At 60.4% G+C, this 18,182-nt stretch carries 21 protein-coding genes; 15 read left to right on the forward strand and 6 right to left on the reverse strand.

The annotated features are described in order from the left end of the window. The first annotated feature begins 18 nt into the window (after positions 1–18). The 8 genes from urtE (at position 19) to ACP7BE_RS19000 (ending at position 6,332) form a co-directional block, all read left to right on the forward strand. On the forward strand, positions 19–717 hold the full coding sequence (urtE, locus tag ACP7BE_RS18965; RefSeq protein WP_095017661.1) for an urea ABC transporter ATP-binding subunit UrtE: 699 nt from the start codon (positions 19–21) through the stop codon (positions 715–717). Between the two features lie 45 nt (positions 718–762). Then, the gene (locus ACP7BE_RS18970; RefSeq protein WP_095017662.1) at positions 763–1,602 is read left to right on the forward strand and encodes an urease accessory protein UreD; all 840 of its coding nucleotides are present in this window, start codon (positions 763–765) and stop codon (positions 1,600–1,602) included. 75 nt (positions 1,603–1,677) lie between these two features. Continuing rightward, entirely contained in the window at positions 1,678–1,980 is a 303-nt protein-coding gene (gene ureA, locus ACP7BE_RS18975; RefSeq protein WP_016783355.1) for an urease subunit gamma, read from the forward strand. 8 nt (positions 1,981–1,988) lie between these two features. Then, complete coding sequence (locus tag ACP7BE_RS18980; protein ID WP_095038947.1) at positions 1,989–2,522, forward strand: GNAT family N-acetyltransferase; 534 nt, start codon at positions 1,989–1,991, stop codon at positions 2,520–2,522. Beyond that, positions 2,519–3,052: a GNAT family N-acetyltransferase gene (locus tag ACP7BE_RS18985; protein ID WP_095017663.1), complete on the forward strand. Its 534-nt coding sequence runs from the start codon at positions 2,519–2,521 to the stop codon at positions 3,050–3,052. Before ACP7BE_RS18980 ends, ACP7BE_RS18985 begins: the two co-directional genes overlap by 4 nt. Continuing rightward, positions 3,049–3,357: an urease subunit beta gene (locus ACP7BE_RS18990; protein ID WP_095000999.1), complete on the forward strand. Its 309-nt coding sequence runs from the start codon at positions 3,049–3,051 to the stop codon at positions 3,355–3,357. Before ACP7BE_RS18985 ends, ACP7BE_RS18990 begins: the two co-directional genes overlap by 4 nt. Before the next feature lie 35 nt (positions 3,358–3,392). Beyond that, a complete protein-coding gene (gene ureC, locus ACP7BE_RS18995) occupies positions 3,393–5,093 on the forward strand; it encodes an urease subunit alpha (protein WP_095025263.1) in 1,701 nt (566 codons plus the stop codon). 105 nt (positions 5,094–5,198) lie between these two features. Then, entirely contained in the window at positions 5,199–6,332 is a 1,134-nt protein-coding gene (locus tag ACP7BE_RS19000) for a sensor histidine kinase (RefSeq protein ID WP_426106878.1), read from the forward strand. Positions 6,333–6,453: 121 nt separating this feature from the next. On the opposite strand, the gene ACP7BE_RS19005 is transcribed toward ACP7BE_RS19000, so the two are convergent. After that, complete coding sequence (locus ACP7BE_RS19005; RefSeq protein ID WP_095000996.1) at positions 6,454–6,759, reverse strand: chaperone modulator CbpM; 306 nt, start codon at positions 6,757–6,759, stop codon at positions 6,454–6,456. Between the two features lie 2 nt (positions 6,760–6,761). After that, positions 6,762–7,673, reverse strand: a complete 912-nt coding sequence (gene cbpA / locus ACP7BE_RS19010; protein WP_095000995.1) for a curved DNA-binding protein — start codon at positions 7,671–7,673, stop codon at positions 6,762–6,764. A 269-nt stretch (positions 7,674–7,942) separates the two neighbouring features. Here cbpA and ACP7BE_RS19015 point away from each other — a divergent pair, with 269 nt between their 5' ends. Continuing rightward, positions 7,943–9,208, forward strand: a complete 1,266-nt coding sequence (locus ACP7BE_RS19015) for an Hsp70 family protein (protein ID WP_426106881.1) — start codon at positions 7,943–7,945, stop codon at positions 9,206–9,208. Positions 9,209–9,256: 48 nt separating this feature from the next. On the opposite strand, the gene ACP7BE_RS19020 is transcribed toward ACP7BE_RS19015, so the two are convergent. From ACP7BE_RS19020 to ACP7BE_RS19030, 3 genes are all read right to left on the reverse strand, one after another. Beyond that, the gene (locus ACP7BE_RS19020; RefSeq protein ID WP_095000993.1) at positions 9,257–10,267 is read right to left on the reverse strand and encodes an AI-2E family transporter; all 1,011 of its coding nucleotides are present in this window, start codon (positions 10,265–10,267) and stop codon (positions 9,257–9,259) included. A 188-nt stretch (positions 10,268–10,455) separates the two neighbouring features. After that, on the reverse strand, positions 10,456–10,737 hold the full coding sequence (locus ACP7BE_RS19025) for a PsiF family protein (protein WP_095000992.1): 282 nt from the start codon (positions 10,735–10,737) through the stop codon (positions 10,456–10,458). A 63-nt stretch (positions 10,738–10,800) separates the two neighbouring features. Then, positions 10,801–11,586, reverse strand: a complete 786-nt coding sequence (locus ACP7BE_RS19030) for an AraC family transcriptional regulator (RefSeq protein ID WP_095000991.1) — start codon at positions 11,584–11,586, stop codon at positions 10,801–10,803. Positions 11,587–11,683: 97 nt separating this feature from the next. Here ACP7BE_RS19030 and ACP7BE_RS19035 point away from each other — a divergent pair, with 97 nt between their 5' ends. After that, entirely contained in the window at positions 11,684–12,559 is an 876-nt protein-coding gene (locus tag ACP7BE_RS19035) for a DMT family transporter (RefSeq protein ID WP_095017667.1), read from the forward strand. Between the two features lie 154 nt (positions 12,560–12,713). Here ACP7BE_RS19035 and ACP7BE_RS19040 read toward each other — a convergent pair whose 3' ends face one another. Beyond that, positions 12,714–14,780, reverse strand: coding sequence for an AsmA family protein (locus ACP7BE_RS19040; RefSeq protein WP_095017668.1), 2,067 nt, complete (start codon positions 14,778–14,780; stop codon positions 12,714–12,716). 253 nt (positions 14,781–15,033) lie between these two features. Here ACP7BE_RS19040 and ACP7BE_RS19045 point away from each other — a divergent pair, with 253 nt between their 5' ends. The 5 genes from ACP7BE_RS19045 (at position 15,034) to ureG (ending at position 18,073) form a co-directional block, all read left to right on the forward strand. Beyond that, positions 15,034–15,306 (forward strand): hypothetical protein, encoded by a 273-nt coding sequence (locus ACP7BE_RS19045; RefSeq protein ID WP_095000988.1) that lies wholly within the window; start codon positions 15,034–15,036, stop codon positions 15,304–15,306. Positions 15,307–15,486: 180 nt separating this feature from the next. Next, complete coding sequence (locus ACP7BE_RS19050) at positions 15,487–16,119, forward strand: TetR family transcriptional regulator (RefSeq protein WP_095000987.1); 633 nt, start codon at positions 15,487–15,489, stop codon at positions 16,117–16,119. Between the two features lie 161 nt (positions 16,120–16,280). After that, complete coding sequence (ureE, locus tag ACP7BE_RS19055; RefSeq protein ID WP_095017669.1) at positions 16,281–16,781, forward strand: urease accessory protein UreE; 501 nt, start codon at positions 16,281–16,283, stop codon at positions 16,779–16,781. Then, a complete protein-coding gene (locus ACP7BE_RS19060; RefSeq protein ID WP_426106886.1) occupies positions 16,778–17,452 on the forward strand; it encodes an urease accessory protein UreF in 675 nt (224 codons plus the stop codon). Before ureE ends, ACP7BE_RS19060 begins: the two co-directional genes overlap by 4 nt. Positions 17,453–17,461: 9 nt before the next feature. Beyond that, entirely contained in the window at positions 17,462–18,073 is a 612-nt protein-coding gene (gene ureG / locus ACP7BE_RS19065; RefSeq protein ID WP_095000984.1) for an urease accessory protein UreG, read from the forward strand. Positions 18,074–18,182 lie beyond the last annotated feature (109 nt).

The raw sequence follows: 18,182 nt of genomic DNA on the forward strand, positions 1-18,182 counted from the left end.
GCATGGAGAGAACTGAACATGCTTAACGTCGAAAAACTGCACCAATACTACGGCGGCAGTCATATCCTTCGCGGCCTGTCCTTCGAGCTCAAAGTCGGTGAAGTCACCTGCCTGCTCGGCCGTAATGGCGTGGGCAAGACCACCCTGCTCAAATGCCTGATGGGCCTGTTGCCGGTCAAGGAAGGCAGCGTGCAGTGGGAGGGCCAGCCCATCACCACGCTCAAGCCTCATCAGCGGGTCCACGCCGGGATCGCCTATGTGCCCCAGGGCCGGGAGATTTTCGGGCGCCTGACGGTGGAAGAAAACCTGCTGATGGGCCTGTCGCGCTTTCCCGGCGCCGAGGCCAGGGAAGTGCCGGCGTTTATCTACGAACTGTTCCCGGTGCTGCTGCAAATGAAACACCGGCGCGGCGGCGATTTGTCCGGTGGCCAGCAGCAACAGCTGGCCATTGGTCGCGCCCTGGCCAGCCGCCCGCGCCTGTTGATCCTCGACGAACCCACCGAAGGCATCCAGCCCTCGGTGATCAAGGAGATCGGCGCAGTGATCAAAATGCTCGCCGCCCGCGGCGATATGGCGATTTTGCTGGTGGAGCAGTTTTATGACTTTGCCGAGGAGCTCGCCGATCAGTATCTGGTGATGTCGCGAGGTGAAATCGTGCAGCAGGGGCGTGGTGAAAATATGCAAACAGAGGGTGTGCGCGGGCTGGTGACGATTTAATCTGCCCCTCTTTCCTGGTGCTTTTCTTACAAAGAAGTCCTACATATGAACCTGCCGGCCAATACCGCATTGTTCACCCCCAGCTGGCTCGCCGAGCTGGAGCTGGGCTATGGCCGTTTTGGCGACAGCACCCGCCCTACCCTGCGGCGCCACCTCGGCCCGTTGCGGGTGCAAAAGCATTTGTACGCCGAAGGCCCCGAGGTGTGCCAGCACATCATCGTCCACCCGCCGGGGGGGATTGCCGGGGGTGACCAACTGAATATCAGCGCCAGCGTCGGCCCCGATGCCTGGGCGCAATTGACCAGCCCCGGCGCGGCCAAGTGGTATCGCGCGGCGGGCCCGGCTTACCAGACAGTCGAATTGAACGTGGCTGCCGGCGCGACCCTGGAATGGCTACCGCAAGAAACCATCGTGTTCAGCGCAGCCCAGGCCGAACTCACCACCCGTATCGAACTTGCAGGCGATGCACGGCTGTTTTACTGGGACATGGTGGCGTTGGGGCGGCTGGCCAGCGGCGAGCGTTTTGAGCACGGGCATTTTCAGTCACGCCTGGATATCCGCCGCGACGGCCAGTTGCTCTGGCATGAACGCCAGCGCATTGCAGGCGGCGACGGGCTGCTGGATTCGCCCATCGGCCTGGATGGCAACCCGGTGTTTGCCACCTTGCTGGTAACGGGTGAAGTCAGTGCCGAGCTGCTGGAACGCTGCCGCGCGCTGGCCAACCCGGTGCGCGGTGATTTGACTCAATTACCGGGTCTACTGGTAGCGCGCTGCCTGGCCAGTGAAGCCTTGCAGGCGCGCAGCTGGCTGATCGATTTATGGCGCTTGCTGCGCCCGGCATTGCTGGGGCGCGAGGCGTTGGCGCCACGCATCTGGAGTACCTGAAGAGCCCCTCTCCCTCTGGGAGAGGGTGAGGGCCAAGGCCCGACTCATTTTTAACTGCCGAACACGGACCCGACCATGGACCTGACTCCACGCGAAAAAGACAAGATGCTGATCTTCACCGCCGGCCTGCTGGCCGAGCGTCGGTTGGCCCGCGGTGTGATTCTCAACTACCCGGAAACCATCGCCTATATCTCCGCAGCCCTGCTCGAAGGTGCCCGCGATGGCCGCACCGTCGCCGAGCTGATGCACTACGGCACCACCCTGCTGACCCGCGACCAGGTGATGGAAGGCATTCCGGAAATGATCCCCGATATCCAGGTCGAAGCCACCTTCCCGGATGGCACCAAGCTGGTCACCGTCCACCAACCCATCGCCTGAGGCCGAGCATGTCTTATGTCATTCGTGATGCAGTCGCGGCGGATCTGCCGGCGATTCGCGACATCTACAACGATGCGGTGCTCAACACCCTGGCCATATGGAACGAAAACACCGTAGACCTGGACAACCGCCAGCGGTGGTTCGACGCACGACAGGCCCAGGGTTACCCGATTCTGGTGATCGTCGACGACACCAATATCGCCCTGGGCTATGCCTCGTTCGGCGACTGGCGGCCGTTCGAGGGCTTTCGCCATACCGTTGAGCACTCGGTGTATATCCACCCCGAGCAGCGCGGCAAAAAACTCGGGCCACAGTTGCTGGCCGAGTTGATCAAGCGCGCCCGTGCCTGCGACAAGCATGTGATGGTCGCCGCCATCGAAGGCGCCAACGCGGCCTCGATCCATGTCCACAGGCAACTGGGCTTTGTCACCAGCGGGCGCATGCCGCAAGTGGGGATCAAGTTCGGCCGCTGGCTAGACCTGACTTTTATGCAACTGATGCTTAACCCCGGCGCCCTGCCGCCCAAGGAGCTCGCACAATGAACGCCGAACAGGTGGTACGCGTGACGGCGCAGAGCTTTGCTCAATACCGCGATGACTTGATTGTGCTGCTGCTCGATGCGGTCGGGCACGGTGCATCGGTGGGTTTCATGAACGACCTGGATCAGCCTCAGGCCAGCCGTTACTTCAACGAAGTTCACGGGCAACTGGAACAAGGCAATCTGCTGCTGTGGGTACTGGTCGAAGACCAGCGCGTGCTGGCCAGCGTGCAACTGGTGCTGTGCCAGAAGGCCAACGGCCTGAACCGTGCCGAGGTGCAAAAACTGCTGGTGCTCAATGAAGTGCGTCGCCGCGGCCTGGGCCAGGTACTGATCCACGCCCTGGAGCAAGGCGCCCGCGAGCAAAAGCGCGGCCTGTTGCACCTGGACACCGAAGCCGGCTCCCCGGCGGAGAACTTCTACAGTGCCCTGGGCTACACCCGCGTGGGCGAGTTGCCCAACTACTGCCAAAGCCCCGACGGCCACTACAGCCCCACGGCCATCTACTTCAAGACCCTGAGTGAGCCGCAATGATCCCGGGCGAATACCGCATTGAGTCGGGCGAGATCGAACTGAACGTCGGCCGCCGCACCCTGGTCCTGAGCGTAGCCAATCGTGGCGACCGCCCGATCCAGGTCGGCTCGCATTATCACTTTTTTGAAACCAACGACGCCCTGATGTTTGACCGTGGCGACAGTCGCGGCATGCGCCTGAACATTCCGGCCGGCACCGCCGTGCGCTTCGAGCCGGGGCAAACCCGTGAAGTGGAACTGGTGGAACTGGCCGGTCTGCGCCGGGTGTTCGGCTTCGCCGGGCGGGTGATGGGCAATCTGGATTGACCCACAGGGTCCGAACCAATTTTTAGGAACTCACCATGAAAATCTCCCGTCAGGCTTACGCCGACATGTTCGGCCCCACCGTCGGCGACAAGATCCGCCTGGCCGACACCGAGTTGTGGATTGAGGTCGAGCACGACTTCACCACCTACGGCGAAGAAGTGAAGTTCGGCGGTGGCAAGGTGATTCGTGACGGCATGGGGCAGAGCCAACTGCTCGCCAGTGAAGTGGTCGACACGCTGATCACCAATGCGCTGATTATCGATCACTGGGGCATCGTCAAAGCCGATGTGGGCCTCAAGAACGGGCGCATCCACGCCATCGGCAAGGCCGGCAACCCGGATATCCAGCCCAACGTCACCATCGCCATCGGCGCCAGCACCGAAGTGATCGCCGGCGAAGGCATGATCCTCACCGCAGGCGGCATCGACACCCATATCCACTTTATCTGCCCGCAACAGATCGAAGAAGCGCTCAACAGCGGCGTGACCACCATGATCGGCGGCGGTACCGGCCCGGCCACCGGCACCAATGCCACCACCTGCACTTCGGGGCCGTGGCACATGGCGCGCATGCTTCAAGCCGCCGATTCGTTCCCGATGAACATGGGCTTTACCGGCAAGGGCAACGCCAGCCTGCCGCAACCGCTGATCGAACAGGTCGAAGCCGGAGCCATCGGCCTCAAGCTGCACGAAGACTGGGGCACCACCCCGGCGTCCATCGACAACTGCCTGACCGTTGCCGACCTCTATGACGTGCAAGTGGCGATCCACAGCGACACCCTGAACGAATCGGGCTTTGTCGAAACCACCCTCGCCGCCTTCAAGGGCCGCACCATCCACACCTATCACACCGAGGGTGCCGGTGGCGGGCATGCGCCGGACATCATCAAGGCCTGCGGCCTGACCAACGTGCTGCCCAGCTCAACCAACCCGACGCGGCCCTTTACCCGCAACACCATCGACGAACACCTCGACATGCTGATGGTCTGCCATCACCTCGACCCGAGCATCGCCGAGGACGTGGCTTTCGCCGAAAGCCGGATCCGCCGCGAGACCATCGCCGCCGAAGACATCCTCCATGACCTGGGCGCGTTCTCGATGATCAGCTCCGACAGCCAGGCCATGGGCCGGGTGGGTGAAGTGATCACGCGCACCTGGCAAACTGCCGACAAGATGAAAAAACAGCGCGGGCCGCTGCCTGAAGATGCACCGGGCAACGATAACTTCCGCGCCAAGCGCTATATCGCCAAATACACCATCAACCCGGCGATCACCCATGGCGTAAGCCATGAAGTGGGCTCGATCGAAGTCGGCAAGTGGGCCGACCTGGTGCTGTGGCGCCCGGCGTTTTTCGGCGTCAAACCGACGTTGATCATCAAGGGCGGGGCCATTGCGGCAAGCCTGATGGGCGATGCCAACGCCTCGATCCCCACGCCGCAACCGGTTCACTATCGCCCGATGTTCGCCAGCTACGGCGGCTCGCGCCACGCCACCTGCCTGACCTTTATCAGCCAGGCCGCGTTTGACGCGGGCGTCCCCGCAGCGCTGGGTTTGCAAAAGCAAATCGCGGTGGTAAAGGGCTGCCGGGATGTGCAGAAAAAGGATCTGATCCACAACGGCTATCTGCCCGCGATCGAAGTCGACCCGCAGACCTATCAGGTCAAGGCCGACGGTGTATTGCTGTGGTGTGAACCGGCCGAGGTCCTGCCGATGGCACAGCGCTACTTCCTGTTCTGACACCCCGTATTTGCAGGGGGATTGGCGGTTGTACTGGAACGCTGCATTTGGCGTTAAGATGCGGCTCCATTTTTTACAACCGCTCTTGCAGCAAGGCGTGTGGCCATGGGCCTATCTGAATTCATCGTGCTCAATGTAGATCGCATCGTCGATGAATGGGAGCAGTTTGCCGAAACCATCACCCCGGCAGCCGAATCCATGAACAGCGTCGCGCTGCGCGACCATGCCAGGGAAATCCTGCTGGCTGCTTCGCGGGACATGAACACCGCGCAAACGGCCAGCGAGCAGCAGGCCAAGGCCGAGGGTGAAGGCCCCGAAACGAGCCCTGCGCTGGATGAAGCAGCTGCCAGCCACGGCGAACTGCGCCATACCGTGGGTTTTGATCTGGTGCAGATGACTTCGGAGTTCCGCCACCTGCGCGCCTGCGTCATCCGCCTGTGGGTCGCCAGCATCCAGGCCCCGGCCCACGAGCACCTGCGCGACATGATCCGCTTCAACGAAGCCATTGACCAGGCCCTGGCCGAGTCCACCGCGGCCTATGCCGAACAGGTCAATCGCTCACGCGACATCTTCCTTGCCATCCTGGGTCATGACCTGCGCGCACCGTTGCAGGCAGTGAGCATGTCCAGTGAAATGCTGGAGCGCAAAACCAGCCTTGACCCTGCGGCGCAGCCTTATCTGCTGGCCATCAGAAACGGCACGCGGCATATGGGCGCGATGGTCAATGACCTGCTGGAGTTTGTGCGCAGCCGTCTAGGCACCAGCCTGCCGATCGAGCCCGAGCCGATGGACCTTGCCCAGGCCTGCCAGGCGGCGCTGGATGAAGCCTGCGCCGGGCAACCGGATTGCGCGCCGGCACTGCAGGTCGAAGGTGATGTGCAAGGGCACTGGGATCCGCGCCGGTTGGGGCAACTGCTGCAAAACCTGATCGGCAATGCCCTGCAGCACGGTGCGCGCCGGGGCAAGGTGACATTGCACCTGAGCGGGGACAGCGAAGCGGTGACCTTGCGCGTGCACAACCTGGGCATGCCCATCGCCGAAGACGCCCTGGGCACCCTGTTCGACCCGCTGGTGCGCAGCCCGAGCGAAGACCTGACCCAGCCGGGTACATCCACCAGCCTGGGCCTGGGGTTGTTTATCATCAAGGAAGTGGTGGACGCCCACCAGGGCAGCATCGACGTGACCTCGACCGAAGCCGAGGGCACGACGTTTACGGTGGTGTTGCCCAAAAACGCCTGAGCCCTGGGCAAACACAATCTGTGGGAGCGGGCTTGCTCGCGATGCAGCGGTCTATCAGGAACACCGCGCCGGGGCCATCGCAGGCAAGCCAGCTCCCACAGAGCCTTTAGGCAGGCTTCATCTATTGCGTCACAAACCGCCCCAACTGCTGCTTCAATCGCTGATTTTCAGCACGCAACTGCTGCACTTCCTCGAGCAGGTCCAGCGCCAGCGCCACACCCTCCCATTCCATCTGCAGATCATCACGCAGCTTGGCCGCGCGTCTGGCGATGACCAGTTCGTAGTCTTCAAAACGCCACACGTCAGGCGTGCGGCCCTGAGGTTCGATAATTCCGTGTTCGACAATCTCTATCACGTAAGTGGCCGGGATATTGGCCTCTTCGCAGAACCTTTCCATGTCCAGCTGAACGATCAGGGTGCTGCTCATGATCAGTTACTCCATTGGGCTCTCGGATCAAATGCTGCTTTGTCGGCAAGTTCTTGCCACAGGGCCTTGGTGGCCTCGTCGCCATGGGTCGGCATGACCACTTTCAGTTGCGCATACAAATCACCACGCTGGCCTTGCTTGTCCACCAGGCCGTGGCCCTTGATGCGCATGCGCTGACCGCTCTGGCTGTCAGGGCGAATGGTCATCATCACCTTGCTGGTCAGGGTCGGTATCGCCACCTTGGTGCCCAGCGCAGCTTCCCACGGCGCCAGAGGAACCGTGATAACCAGGTCATGGCCTTCAACATCGAACTTCGGATGCGGTGCAAAACGGATGATCAGGTACAGATCACCGTTGGCCCCGCCACCCACGCCCGGGCCACCCTGGCCTTTAAGGCGGATGCGCTCACCGTCGGTCACACCGGCCGGGATCTTCACGTTCAGGGTCTTGCTGACCCCGCCTATCTGAAAGCTGATGGGCTTGGACTCACCCGACAGGGTTTCTTCAAGGAAAATCGGCAATTCCATTTCAACATCCTGCCCGCGACGGCCCGCACTGCGGCCTGATTGCCCACCAAAACCGCCACCACGCGAACCGAAGATCGAGCTGAAGAAGTCCGAAAAATCGCCATTGTCTTCGAAACCGCCGCTGGAACGGCCTTGCCAGCCCGGCGGCCCCTGGAACGGCTGGCCATGCTGGCCGTATTTGCGAATTTCGTCGTATTCAGCGCGTTTTTCGGCGCTTTTAAGGGCTTCATACGCCTCGTTGACATCCTTGAACTTGCTCTCGGCGTCCTTTTCCTTGCTCACATCCGGGTGATACTTGCGCGCCAGCTTGCGATAGGCGGTCTTGATCGCCTTATCGTCCGCCGTGGGCTCGACACCCAGGATCTTGTAATAGTCTTTGAAGTCCATGTAAGGATCACCATCCGTTATCAATATCGCGCAGCTCAGGTCACCAGAATGCTCCGGTTGCCCGGCCTGTCATTTGACCGGCCTCAAGAACAGCGCTGCCAATGTTTATCGGCAGCCTAAAGACTGCCACGCCAATGACTGGAAGTTTGGGGATCAAGGATAGTCTTTCAAGTGGATTAAAACCTGCGATTTAACGATTAGTCGTGCTTCGATTCTGCGGCGGTCTGACATACACTGCGCGGCCGTTTTTTGACCGGAACACGAAAGACATGAAAAGCGCCTCTCCAGCACGTGCCTGCGGTATCGACTTCGGCACGTCAAACTCCACCGTCGGCTGGCTGCGTCCAGGCGTGGAAACCCTCATTGCGCTGGAGGACGACAAGATCACCCTGCCCTCGGTGGTGTTCTTCAATATGGAAGAACGCCGCCCGGTGTATGGTCGTCTGGCGCTGCATGAGTACCTGGAAGGCTACGAAGGCCGCCTGATGCGCTCGCTCAAAAGCCTGCTGGGTTCCAAGCTGATCAAGCACGACACCAGCGTTCTGGGCACGGCGATGCCGTTCAAGGACTTGCTGGGGCTGTTTATCGCCCAGCTGAAAAAGCGCGCCGAAGCGACCGCCGGTCGTGAATTCGAAGAAGTGGTACTCGGTCGCCCGGTATTTTTCGTCGACGACGACCCCCTGGCCGACCAGGAAGCCGAAAACACCCTGACCGACGTGGCACGCGCCATCGGCTTCAAGGAAGTGTCCTTCCAGTACGAACCGATCGCCGCGGCATTTGACTACGAGTCCACCATCGCGCGCGAAGAGCTGGTGCTGATTGTCGATATCGGCGGTGGTACGTCCGACTTCTCCCTGGTGCGCCTGTCGCCCGAGCGCCGTGGCCTGGACAACCGCCAGGACGATATTCTGGCCACCGGCGGCGTACACGTGGGCGGTACCGATTTCGACAAACAGCTGAGCCTGCAAGGCGTGATGCCATTGTTCGGCTACGGCAGCCGCATGAAAAGCGGCGCCTACATGCCTACCAGCCATCATATGAACCTGGCGACCTGGCACACCATCAACTCCGTGTACTCGCAAAAATCCCAGCTGTCGCTGGGCAGCATGCGTTACGACATTGAGGATACCGGCGGTATCGACCGTCTGTTCAAACTGATCGAGCAGCGTGCCGGACACTGGCTGGCGATGGAAATCGAGCAGACCAAGATCGAACTGACCCACAACGACAGCCGCCATGTGCCGCTGGACCGGGTTGAAGCGGGGTTGAGCGTGAACCTGAGCCGGGCGATGTTTGAAGAGTCCATCGACAACCAGCTGGAACGCATCCGCAACAGCGTGACGCAATTGCTGGGCAATGCCGGCGTGGGTGTCGAGCAGGTGGATACGGTGTTCTTCACCGGTGGTTCAAGCGGGATTCCGGCCTTGCGCCAGAGCGTCGCGGCCATGTTGCCGAATGCGCAGCATGTTGAAGGCAACATCTTCGGCAGCATCGGCAGCGGTCTGGCGATTGAGGCCAAAAAGCGTTACGGCTAAAACCCTCGCCCCAACCCTCTCCGTCCGGGAGAGGATTGGGGCAAGCCGTTACACCAACCCCACCTGCTTCAACTCACTCTTCAAATACGCATAGTAGATCGGCCCCGCCACCACGCCCGGCAGGCCGAAGGCTGCTTCAAATACCAGCATCGCCAGCAGCAATTCCCACGACTTGGCACTGATTTGCCCGCCGACGATCTTGGCGTTGAGGAAGTATTCCAGCTTGTGGATAACAATCAGATAACCCAGCGCCCCGATCGCCACCCAGATCGATAGCGACAAACCGACGATAGTGATCAGGGTGTTGGAAATCAGGTTGCCAATCACCGGCAGCAAACCCAGCAGGAAGGTCAGCACGATCAGGGTTTTGGTCAGCGGCAGATGCACGCCCAGCAGCGGCAGGACTACAGCCAGAAAGATCCCGGTAAATACCGTGTTGAGCAGCGCGATCTTGATTTGCGCAAAAACGATATTGCGAAAGGCTTGTACCAGCAGGTGCAGACGCTCGAACAGCGCAGCCGACAGCGGCTTGCGGCGGCTGATATCAGGAATGGTCTGCAAGGCCATGATGGCCCCCAGCACCATGCCGATCAGCAGGGTCACGAACATATGCGCGGCGTCTTTGCCCACCAGTTGCAGATCGCTGAGGTGCTTGTTCATCCATTGCCCGATGGCAATCCGGAACTCGGCAGCACTGGCTGGCAGGTAGCTGTCCAGGAACGGCGGCAACTGGCCGCGGGCCCGATCGACTACGGCCATGAATTTATTCAGTGAAGCGCCGGGGTTTTCCGCCTCATGCAACAGAAAACTGATGGCACCGGCAAAGATCAGCGCCAGTACGCTGACAATCACCGTACCCAGCAAAGCCACCGCCAGCCAGCGCGCACGGCGCCCGGCAATCAGACGCTGCAATTGCGGGGTGAGCATATTGACCAGTTCGAACACCAACAAGCCCGCCAGCAGGCTGGGCAACAAACGCAACGGGAAAACCAATAGCAGGCCGCCAGCAATAATGATGTAACTGGCCAAGACGATGTGACGCTGAGAAAACGATGGCATACAGCCTCAAAACTGACAGCGTGAAAGGACAAGCAGTCTGCCAGCCTTCAGCTGCGAGCACTAGAATTTGTGACTGGCGGGAGGGCATACACCCTGTGGGAGCGGGCTTGCTCGCGAATCAGGCGCTGCGGTATGTCAGTTAAACCGCAGTGAGGCCATCGCGAGCAAGCCCGCTCCCACAGTGCCGATCATTTTTTCTTCAGGCAATCACTCATAAAGGCTTTGCGCGCATCGCCCTTGAGGGCCTGGGTGCCGGCGGTGGCATTGCAGGTTTTCATCTTGTCCTGCTGCGTCGCGGGCTTGGCTTTGAGGCAGGTACTCATAAAGGCTTTGCGCTCATCGCCCTTGAGGGCCTTGGCACTGGCGTCAGCGTTACAGGTGGTCATTTTGTTTTGTTGGGCCGTGGCCGCAAAGCCCTGGGAACACAGGAGCAGACCTATCATCAGCAAAGGAACACGCAGCATCTTCATGGAGTTTTCTCCTTGTTGGCGCGCCAACGGGCAGCGCGATTCCTGAAGTGTAGACAAACTCTGTTACAGCACTCGTGCCTGACGTCGATACTGCTCCGGGGTACATCCGGCCTGGCGCTGGAACATTGCGATAAACGCCGACGAGGTGCTGTAACCCAGGTCGAAGCCCACGTCCTGCACGCTGCGCGCAGACTCCAGCGCCTCAATCGCGGCCAGAAACCGCAGACGCTGACGCCACTCGCCAAAGCTCATGCCCAGTTCCCGCACAAACACCCGCGCCAATGTACGTTCGCTGACATGCACCTGCTGCGCCCACTGGCCCAACGGGCGGTTGTCGCCTGGGCTCTGTTGCAGCGCTTCCAACACCAGCAACAGGCCCGGATGGCTGGCATAAGGCAAGAAGCACTGATGCACCGGTGCCTGGCGCAATTGATCGACCAGCACCCGGGCCAGTCTTACATCGGCTTCGCTTTGCGGGATATTGATATCGCGGCGGGCAAAGTCGCTGAGGATGGCCTTGAGAATATCGCTGATAGCCAGGGTGACCGGGGTGGTCGGCAAGTGCTGGCAATGCACGGCATCCAGATACACAGAGCGATAAACAATCGCCTGGGCGTTGTAGGCACTGTGCTCGGTGTTGGGCGGCACCCAGACCGCGTATTGCGGCGGCGACATAAAGCGCCGGCCATCGACTTCAAAGCGCATCACACCGTGGGCCACATAATCCAGTGAGCCCCAGGCATGGGTATGGGGCACGGCATGGCTGTGGGCCTCAATCTCGGCATAGCGAAAGTAAACCGGCGCTGGCAGACCGTCGAACTCGGGGACGTTGATCAGATTCTTGTGCATGCTGTCTGGATACGGGGTGAGGTTGGCTGGATCGCAGTATAGGCTCGCAGACAGACAAGCGGATAATCACCGCTCATTAACCCTGTGGTTGTCACCGATGCAATACGCTTACCCGCTACTGGCCATTTTGATCTGGGCCGGCAATACCGTTATCAACAAGCTTGCGGTGGGAGCGATCTTCCCGTCCGAGATCGGCTTTTATCGCTGGCTGCTGGCTGGCCTGCTGTTTACCCCCTTTATGCTCAAGCCGGTGATGAGCAACTGGCCGATCATCCGCCCCAACCTGGGCAAGATTTTCATCCTCGGCGTGCTCGGCATGGCGGTGTACCAGAGCCTGGCCTACTACGCGGCGGCCCGTACGTCGGCGACCAATATGGGCATTATCCTGTCATTGATGCCGCTGATGGTGCTGAGCATGTCGATTATCAGCCTGGGGCAGCGCCTGACTGCCGGGGCCTTGGTGGGCGCGGTCGTATCGTTTGTCGGGGTACTGGTGGTGGTGTCGAGCGGCAGCCTGGCGGCCTTGCTTGATCATGGCCTCAACCTGGGTGACGCGATGATGCTGGTCGCCACCCTGGCCTATGCGGTTTACAGCACCCTGCTGAAAAAATGGCAACTGCGCCTGCCGCCGCTGCAGATGCTGTATATGCAGGTGCTGGTGGCGATTGTGGTGTTGTTTCCGCTGTATCTGGCCTCACCTAAGGTCGGGCCAACGGTGCATAACATGGGGCTGGTGCTTTACGCCTGCGTGCTGGCGTCGATGATCGCACCGCTGGCCTGGATGAAAGCCGTGGCCAGCCTTGGCCCAAGCCGTACCACGCTGTTCTTCAACCTGCTGCCGTTGATTACCGCGCTGATCGCAGCGGTGGTGCTCAAAGAGCAACTACATGCCTATCACCTGATTGGCGGGGCGCTGACCTTGGGCGGAGTGATTCTGTCGGAGCGCTGGACTACGCCGTTGCGGGCGGCGTGATTTAGCCCTCACCCCAGCCCTCTCCCTGCCCGCTTTCGATGTCCGGCTCAAGCCTTCGCAGAGAGAGGGAGTCAACTGGTGGCGTTGCCCGGATCCACTTTTGCCTTTAGTCCCCTCACCCTCTCCCTCCGGGAGAGGGTGAGGGACTTTTGATCTACTTCACCGTCTTCGGCACCTTGCCCTGCTGCATTTGTTGCAGCAGCGGCGCGCACTGGTTGGGTTCGCCACCGCTTGGGGCGACCAACGCCAGTAATCCCGCCGCCGGCCCTGCAATCACACCCAATGCCACCATGCCCGCACCACGCAACAGCAGCGGCACGGCTTGCACACCCGCTGACGGGTTGGCAAAGGTACCGCGTACATACAGCGGTGAACGCAACGAAAACAGACGCAAACCCTTGGACTCTGGAGTGATCTTCAAGTCCAGCTGCTCGGTAGCAAGGTTGATCGTGCCATCGATATAGATAATCGCGTTCTCGGTATCGAAAACAAACAATCGGGTACTGGCCAGCCCGTTCTTGATCCCCAGGTCCGCTGCCGCGCAGTTGATCTTCACGTCCTCGTCGCCAAAAATCTTGCCCACTACATAGTTCCCTACGTTCAGGCCGGCAATTTCCATAAGGCTGCGACTGATAGCGCCGTCATTGATGATCATCTTCAGATCACCGTTGGCGGTGCCCAACAACTTGGCCACCGAATTGCCGGTACCGGTAATCGTGGCATCACCATTGAGTTCGCCGAAGCTGGTTTTCATCGGCTCAAAGGTGGGAAACAGTTGCTTGAGTTTAAAGTTGCGCGCGGTCAGCCTGGCGCTGCCTTTCAGGGGCGCAGCACGGCCGTTGAGACGAATCTGCGCATCCAGCTTGCCACCTGCCACGCCAAAACGCAGCGGCTCAAGACTCAGTTCGCCATCATTGAGCACCACATGGGTGTAGAGGTCGGTAAACGGCAGCTCGGCGCTTTGCACGATACGTTTGCCGGTGAGTTCTACGTCTGCGTCCATATCGCGCCAGCGCTCGGTGCGAAACTCTTCCACCGGCAGCACCTTGCCCGCAGGCTGCTTGCTCTCGCTGCCCCGGGCTTTTTGCTGGGTGTTGGAGTCGGCACCGATCAACGGCCCCAGGTCAGCCATCAGCAACTGGTTGGACACCAGCTTGCCGGACAGCTTGGGCCGCGGCTGGCTGGCCACGTATTTCAGATCGCCATGGATATCACTGCTGCCGATTTTGCCGTTGAAATTTTCATAGCTGAAGGTCGCGCCATTGGCTTCACGCAGTTTGGCGGTCAAATGGCCGTCGGTGGAGTACGGCGGCGAATCCGGCAAGGTCACGCCGGTCAACGGATAGAGGTTACTCAGGCTGGTACCGGCCAATTTCAGGCGCAGGTCCAGGGCACCCAGATTGAGCGGGTCGGTCAAGGTCCCGGCCAGCTCGACATGGCTGTCGGCAATGCTGACCCGGGCTTGCAACGGGAAAGGCTGAGTCGCGTCCTGCAATGCCAGCAGACCGCCAATTTTACCGCTGCCGTTGAGCTGCTGACCGTGGTACTGGCCTTTGACCTTGAGGGCGAACGCATAGTCCTGCGGTTTGCCGCCCTTCTCCAGGGCCTTTTTCGCGTCTTTTTCGCCGACGATCTCGCTAAACGGGATGGGTTTGCCCAGCGAGTCGATCAGCACGTCCAGTCGGGTTTTCAGGGTCTGGTCATTGAGGGTCACATGCCCCTTGTCGAAGCCGATAGCACCGATGTCCAACGTCCAGGCTGAAGGCTCGGCATCCGGGTCCTTGGGGTCGAAGGTAAAGGTCCAGTTCGCCCGGCCATCAGCCAGGCGCTCAAGACTGGCGCTGGGCTCTGTCAGATTGATGCGCGGGATATCCACGGTTTGGGTCAACAGCGCCAGCGGCGACAGGCGCAGCTCGACTTTCTTCAGGCTGGCCATTTGCGCAGTTTTCGCCCACTCGGGGTTGCCCAGGGTCAGGTCCTGAGCAATCACATGGGGCCACGGCACCCAGGCCCGCCAGCCGCCCTGATCCTCTTCGCGCTGCCAGCGCACAGCCAGGTCACCGTTAATAGCAAACGGGCGGTGGAGGATTTCAGACACTTTGCTGTTGATGGTCGGCTTGATGCGGTTCCAGTCGAAGGTAGCGAGGATCACCACCAGCACGGCCACCAGCAGAACGAAAATACCGCCTGCCCAGGCAAGGGTCTTACGGGTGCGCGTCATGTCACGGCTCCTTGAATTCCACAGAACGTCCCAGTTACGACGCCATAAATGTACGACTGGCAAAGACGCCGGAAGGTTTAACCCCGGTACGGCTTTCGTATAAAAAATTTCAAAAGCCCCGGGCTAGAGCCTCCCAGCCTGAACAATCAATTTTGTCGATTATCACCATTGGCCGTATGAACTTTGATATCCGGCAGCCAAGCGTAGCATTGCCATCACACCTACTTAGTTGCATTGCTACGGAGCACACACCATGAAACGCCCAGTCCTGTTTGGTCTTTCCCTTTCACTGATGGCCTTCAACGCCTTCGCCATGCCTGCCGATGAAGAGCCGACCCCAATGGCCCAACCAGCATCGAGCTCCTTGAGCCAGCCGCTCAACCCGGTTGCCGAAGACGGCGCACAACGTACCCTGGACCAACAAAACAGCTATGCCGAAGATGGCTACGATCGCACTCCGGGCAGCCAGTTTGTCGCCGAAGGTGGCGCCGATCGTCTGGCAGAACGCAACAAGCATGCGAGCTAAGCCTTTCGCAGGTGTGGGAGCGGGCTTGCTCGCCAATGCATCCCTGCCGCTGATCCGCTAGCCCGCGTAACCTGCATCGCGAGCAAGCCCGCCCCCACACTTTGTGCAGTACACCGTTCGACGTCATCAAAGCCGATTTGCTAGAGTGCGCCGCTGTACTTGTCTGGAATACCAGCCCCGATGCTGCCTCGTGCCGAACAGAAGCAACAAACCCGCCTTGCGCTGATGGATGCTGCCCGCCACTTGATGGAGTCGGGTCGCGGCTTTGGCAGCCTGAGCCTGCGCGAAGTCGCAAAGACCGCTGGCATCGTGCCGACCGGTTTTTATCGCCACTTCAGCGACATGGACCAACTGGGCCTGGCCCTGGTCAGTGAAGTCGGCCAGACCTTTCGTGAAACCATTCGTCTGGTGCGTCACAACGAACTGTTTATGGGCGGTGTGATCAACGCCTCGGTACGAATTTTTCTCGACGTGGTAGAAGCCAACCGCTCGCAGTTTCTGTTTCTGGCCCGCGAGCAATACGGCGGCTCGCAACCGGTTCGCCAGGCCATTGGCGCCCTGCGCGAAGACATCACTTCGGATCTGGCGGCCGACCTTGGCTCCAAGCCCAAGTTAGCGCACCTGAATCATGCCGGCCTTACCGTGATCGCCGATCTGGTGGTCAAAAGCGTATTTGCCGCCTTGCCCGACGTGATCGACCCGCCTGCAGATTCACTGCCCGATCACCTGCAGCCCCAGGCCAAGATCAGTCAGCAACTGCGCTTTATTTTTATCGGGCTCAAGCACTGGAAAGGCCTGGGCAGTACCGAATAATCGCAAGCGCACCCCATTGGTGCGCCGATGCGCAGATTGCGCACTTATATAGAACATCTTCATCTTTCTGCACCCTTTTTGGGCCTGCATTTGCAGCCTCCGACCGGGTTGGCAAGCCCCTTGCTGTGGTTGGAGTAATGTCCATTGCAGGAAGCCTTCCGATGCTGGTGATTCATCGCAGAGTCCAGTCCCACCCCGTGTGGAGCGCCGAGTTACACCTGAACTTCGAAGCCCGCAGCAAAAGTCGCCTGCGTTGTTTCAGCAGCAGCGGCGAAGATGTCGGCCTGTTCCTTGACCGTGGCCAGTCACCGCTGGTCGATGGCGAATTTCTGCAGGCTCAGGACGGACGCATCGTGCGCGTCTGTGCCAGCCCCGAAAAGCTCCTGCATGTCACCTGCTGCAATGCTTTTGAACTGACCCGCGCCGCTTATCACCTGGGCAACCGCCACGTCGCCCTGCAAGTGGGTGATGGCTGGTTACGCCTGCTTGACGACTACGTGCTCAAGGCCATGCTGGAGCAACTGGGTGCCCATATCGAGGCCATCGAAGCACCGTTTCAGCCCGAACACGGCGCCTATGGCGGTGGCCATCACCACTCCCGTGCGGGCGAAGAGGACTTCAACTACGCCCCGCGGTTGCATCAGTTTGGTGTGCGCTTGTGAACCCGGCCTGGGCGCTCTTGCGCCTGGCCAGCCCGCAGCTGCCCATTGGCGGCTACAGCTATTCCCAGGGGCTGGAAATGGCCGTTGAAAACGGCCGCGTGGCTGACCCGGCCACGGCAGAGCGCTGGATCCGCGATCAATTGCTGCTCAACCTCGCCCGCTTCGAGGCGCCCTTGTTGCTCGCCCACTGTCAGGCCGCAGCGGATCAAGACTGGAACGCTTTGCAGCGTTTGTGTGACGAGCATCGCGCCAGCCGTGAAACCCGCGAACTGCATCAGGAAAGCCGGCAAATGGGGTATTCCCTGCAACAGTTACTCACCGGCTTACCGGAGCTGGACGAGCCCGCACGCGAATTTCTCGCACAACAGGCCGAGCCCCATCTGGCGCTGGGCTGGGCATTGGCCGCCCGCGCCTGGGGCATCGACCCACAGGACGCACTGGCCGCCTGGCTCTGGAGCTGGCTGGAAAACCAGTTGGCCGTGCTGATGAAAACCCTGCCCCTGGGCCAGCAAGCGGCCCAGCGCATGACCAGCGAACTGTCGGCTGCGTTGCAGCAGGCCCAGCAACACGCCAGTAGCCTCCACTTATCCCACATTGGCAGTGCCGCTTTCGGCCTGTCTTTGGCGAGCATGGCCCACGAGCGCCAGTACAGCCGCCTGTTTCGTTCCTAGGAGAAAGCAATGAACACACAGCCTTTGCGTGTTGGCATCGGTGGCCCGGTAGGCTCCGGCAAAACTGCGCTCACCCTGGCCCTGTGCCTGGCCCTGCGGGAAAAGTACAACCTGGCCGTCGTCACCAACGATATCTACACCCGTGAAGATGCTGACTTTCTGGTGCGCAATGAGGCGCTGGCGCCAGAGCGGATCATCGGTGTAGAAACCGGCGGCTGCCCGCACACAGCGATTCGTGAAGATGCTTCGATCAACCTGGAGGCTGTGGATCAGTTGAACCGACGCTTTCCCGGCCTTGACCTGATTCTGGTGGAATCGGGTGGGGATAACTTGTCGGCCACCTTCAGCCCGGAGCTGTCCGACCTGACCATTTACGTGATCGACGTGTCCGCCGGGGACAAGTTGCCGCGCAAGGGCGGGCCGGGGATCTGCAAATCGGACCTGCTGGTGATCAACAAAATCGACCTTGCGCCGCTGGTGGGCGCATCGCTGGAACTGATGGACAGCGACACCAAGCGCATGCGCGGTGCAAAACCCTTTGTGTTCAGCAACCAGAAGACCGGACATGGCCTGGACACCATCGTGGCGTTTATTGAGCGTCAGGGATTGTTGATCCAATAGCGGTGAAATCATCTGTGGGAGCGAGCCTGCTCGCGATGGCCGCGACGGGGTACATCAGAAAAACGCAGCGATGCCATCGCGAGCAGGCTCGCTCCCACAGAGTTGAGAT

The sequence above is a fragment of the Pseudomonas sp. TWR1-1-3 genome (assembly GCF_049896805.1).
In the GTDB taxonomy this organism is placed as follows: domain Bacteria; phylum Pseudomonadota; class Gammaproteobacteria; order Pseudomonadales; family Pseudomonadaceae; genus Aquipseudomonas; species Aquipseudomonas bubulae.

What these genes read in the sequence shown, in the direction of transcription:
- ACP7BE_RS19030 (WP_095000991.1), bottom strand. Translation starts at nt 11,586, where the DNA reads ATGCACAAGAATCTGATCAACGTCCCCGAGTTCGACGGTCTGCCAGCG.
- ACP7BE_RS19015 (WP_426106881.1), top strand. Translation starts at nt 7,943, where the DNA reads ATGAAAAGCGCCTCTCCAGCACGTGCCTGCGGTATCGACTTCGGCACG.
- ACP7BE_RS18990 (WP_095000999.1), top strand. Translation starts at nt 3,049, where the DNA reads ATGATCCCGGGCGAATACCGCATTGAGTCGGGCGAGATCGAACTGAAC.
- ureA (WP_016783355.1), top strand. Translation starts at nt 1,678, where the DNA reads ATGGACCTGACTCCACGCGAAAAAGACAAGATGCTGATCTTCACCGCC.
- ACP7BE_RS19040 (WP_095017668.1), bottom strand. Translation starts at nt 14,780, where the DNA reads ATGACGCGCACCCGTAAGACCCTTGCCTGGGCAGGCGGTATTTTCGTT.
- urtE (WP_095017661.1), top strand. Translation starts at nt 19, where the DNA reads ATGCTTAACGTCGAAAAACTGCACCAATACTACGGCGGCAGTCATATC.
- ACP7BE_RS19035 (WP_095017667.1), top strand. Translation starts at nt 11,684, where the DNA reads ATGCAATACGCTTACCCGCTACTGGCCATTTTGATCTGGGCCGGCAAT.
- ACP7BE_RS18970 (WP_095017662.1), top strand. Translation starts at nt 763, where the DNA reads ATGAACCTGCCGGCCAATACCGCATTGTTCACCCCCAGCTGGCTCGCC.
- ACP7BE_RS19020 (WP_095000993.1), bottom strand. Translation starts at nt 10,267, where the DNA reads ATGCCATCGTTTTCTCAGCGTCACATCGTCTTGGCCAGTTACATCATT.
- ACP7BE_RS18980 (WP_095038947.1), top strand. Translation starts at nt 1,989, where the DNA reads ATGTCTTATGTCATTCGTGATGCAGTCGCGGCGGATCTGCCGGCGATT.
- ACP7BE_RS19050 (WP_095000987.1), top strand. Translation starts at nt 15,487, where the DNA reads ATGCTGCCTCGTGCCGAACAGAAGCAACAAACCCGCCTTGCGCTGATG.
- ACP7BE_RS19000 (WP_426106878.1), top strand. Translation starts at nt 5,199, where the DNA reads ATGGGCCTATCTGAATTCATCGTGCTCAATGTAGATCGCATCGTCGAT.
- ACP7BE_RS19045 (WP_095000988.1), top strand. Translation starts at nt 15,034, where the DNA reads ATGAAACGCCCAGTCCTGTTTGGTCTTTCCCTTTCACTGATGGCCTTC.
- ACP7BE_RS18985 (WP_095017663.1), top strand. Translation starts at nt 2,519, where the DNA reads ATGAACGCCGAACAGGTGGTACGCGTGACGGCGCAGAGCTTTGCTCAA.
- ureE (WP_095017669.1), top strand. Translation starts at nt 16,281, where the DNA reads ATGCTGGTGATTCATCGCAGAGTCCAGTCCCACCCCGTGTGGAGCGCC.
- cbpA (WP_095000995.1), bottom strand. Translation starts at nt 7,673, where the DNA reads ATGGACTTCAAAGACTATTACAAGATCCTGGGTGTCGAGCCCACGGCG.
- ACP7BE_RS19025 (WP_095000992.1), bottom strand. Translation starts at nt 10,737, where the DNA reads ATGAAGATGCTGCGTGTTCCTTTGCTGATGATAGGTCTGCTCCTGTGT.
- ureG (WP_095000984.1), top strand. Translation starts at nt 17,462, where the DNA reads ATGAACACACAGCCTTTGCGTGTTGGCATCGGTGGCCCGGTAGGCTCC.
- ACP7BE_RS19005 (WP_095000996.1), bottom strand. Translation starts at nt 6,759, where the DNA reads ATGAGCAGCACCCTGATCGTTCAGCTGGACATGGAAAGGTTCTGCGAA.
- ureC (WP_095025263.1), top strand. Translation starts at nt 3,393, where the DNA reads ATGAAAATCTCCCGTCAGGCTTACGCCGACATGTTCGGCCCCACCGTC.